Origin of the sequence: Chitinophaga sp., assembly GCF_036566945.1 — a bacterium.
Classification (GTDB): Bacteria; Bacteroidota; Bacteroidia; order Chitinophagales; family Chitinophagaceae; genus Chitinophaga.
The window spans coordinates 1-2,561 of sequence record NZ_DATCVJ010000589.1 but is presented as its reverse complement, the minus strand read 5'-3'; the positions used below and the strand labels follow the sequence as shown (position 1 = coordinate 2,561).

The 2,561-nt window shown below is 46.6% G+C and carries 1 protein-coding gene; it reads left to right on the top strand.

All coding sequences use genetic code 11. The features are described 5' to 3' along the window. Window positions 1-2,561: hypothetical protein (locus tag VIP81_RS18020; RefSeq protein ID WP_331964018.1), on the top strand; the 2,561-nt coding region annotated here is incomplete at both ends.

The window sequence follows — 2,561 nt, the reverse complement described above, 5'->3', positions numbered from 1 at the left end:
TTGAGAACAAAGCAATTAAAGATAGCACAGGCCGACCTGGATAATCTCCTGAATGCCTGTAACGCGTCTGGTGGATGTACTTACCTGGAGAAGTTAGTGACCGTGCCGCCTGCATTCCAATGCTACACGCCGTCGCCTTGTACTAATTGTAAGGAAATAGGGAACCTGGTGACCAGTTTTAATACCATGTTCCCCGGCATCACGCCGGCCTTGCCAGGTAGAAGTGGTAGTGGTGGCGCGCTGCGGGTGGGTGAAACTCCCATATCCGATTCTGCACAACAGGCCATCAATGATCTGTTTACCGCCTTTATGAATAATGGGTTGGGGTATAGTTTATCAGTAGTGGATTACCTCAATTTCAGAGATAGTTGCAGCTTATTACATTATGAAGATACATTGGTCACAAGATCAACTTCTTCCGTCAATACCTTCCAGTTAAGGGATAGCGCCACAACATATAGTGCAACTATCAGGGATGTAAAACGTATTTCTGATGGTTACCTGATCTCTGGCTGGACAACCAGCGGCGGTCAAAAGCCAATTATTATAAAAACATCGCCTACGGCCAATGTTATATGGACGCGGGTGTATGATTTTGGAACTTCCCCTGCCGTACAGGTTAAAGTAAATGAAACAAGGGATGGGGGTATCATCGTGGGTGGTTATTCTTCTAACGATGTTTTTGGAATGGCGGTACCAAGGCATGCCACATTCATGAAGCTGGATCATTCCGGAAACATTATCTGGAGTAAGGGATTGTATTCAGGGGGAAATACCGGCGATGACCTGAGAGATATCAGAGAGCTTAGTAATGGAGATATTGCTTATGTAGGTGACTATGATGCCGCAACGACCTCGGTAGACTGGACCATTGGAGTGATGAGCAATATGGGTGTGATGAAATGGTTTAAACGAATGGGTACTGATTACGGAGATCTGACCCAGAATATTGCAGAGGACAGTACTGGTGGCCTTTTGGTGGTAGGCTTGTTGTATGATATTAATAAGCAATTGTATGATCCTGCTGTTATAAAGTTCAATAGGACTACCGGGAATGTAATGGCGCAAAAGGTGTATCATTCCAGTTACAAGGCCAATGTAAATGCGCTGTTTAGTTTACCGGATGGAGGTGTCCGGATTGTAATGACCGGATCTACTACCATGGAATCAACCACTGGTAGAAGTACCGTGTTGAATTTGAATGCAGACCTTTCCGTTAGAAATGCCTTCCGGTTATCCGCACCAATGAACAATGACGTATCGCTGGTAACAGCTAGTCAGCAGAGTGATGGCAGTCTGTTGATGGGGCAGATAGTAGAAGGGAGCGGGAATAGTAACTACATTCTTAAAATGAATATGGATGGCAGTATTCCCTGGGCAAGGAGAATGGTGAACCCCGAAGCGAATGCACAATTATGGGGCATCGCGGCGAATGGGGATGGCACTGTGAATGCAGGTGGTTATTTGAATAATCTGCCGGTGATGTATTTATACGACAAAAACGGAAAGGCCTTTTGTGGTGATACTGCTTACGATATGACTGCATCGGCATTGGCTTATACCAGTCAGGATGCGGATATAGCAGTATACGATTCCATTTACGGCAGTGCTACGGTAGCAGTTTCCTCGAGGGTCCTTGCCGCCACTGTCAACAGAGTGGCCTGCGCAGATGGTACACCCGGCAGTCTTGCCCTGTATAAAGGTCCATTGCTTTGTCCGCAGTCTGTTCCCACATTTGAACCCACCGAAGGAAATACTACGAATAACTGTTCAGACAGTAGTTTTTTCATCGTGAGCACGGCAACAGACATCTTCAGGGCACGCACAGATTCCCTGAAGGATGATTTTAACCAGGCATATATGAAAAGTTGCCTGGCTGCAGTGAGCAGCGAAGTGTTCACTTGTAAACATCCGTTAAGTGAATACCATCATACACTTTACTATTACGATCAGGCAGGTAATCTGATAAAAACCATTCCTCCATCGGGCGTAGTGGTAGACCGGTCAGATACCTGGTTAAACAGTGTAGCTGCGGCCAGATTGGCGGGAACGGCCAGAGTGCCTGCACATACCATGGCCACCCAATACCGCTACAATACATTGAACCAGGTAGTATCGCAGTCTTCACCGGACGGAGGATACTCCGAATTCTGGTACGACAGGCTCGGTCGCCTGACCGTTTCCCGGAATGCAAAACAGAAATTGACATCTTCCTATAGCTATACGTTATATGACTACCTGGGAAGAATCACGGAAGTAGGGGAGATAAAATCCGCTACCCAAATGACAAATGCGATTTGCCGGAGCGCCAATACTTTTCAGCAATGGCTCACCGCAGCATCCAATACCCGGTCCCAGATTACTAAAACCGTGTATGATCAGCCGAATCCAACCATCGATTATTTGCTGGCAGGTAAAAATGCGCGCAATCGTGTGGCCTGGAGCGCAGTATATGACGCGGCAGCAGATATTGACGGGATTAATCATGCCAGCGCTACTTATTACAGCTACGACATTCACGGTAACGTAGATACGTTATTGCAGGATTATAACCGTGGTGC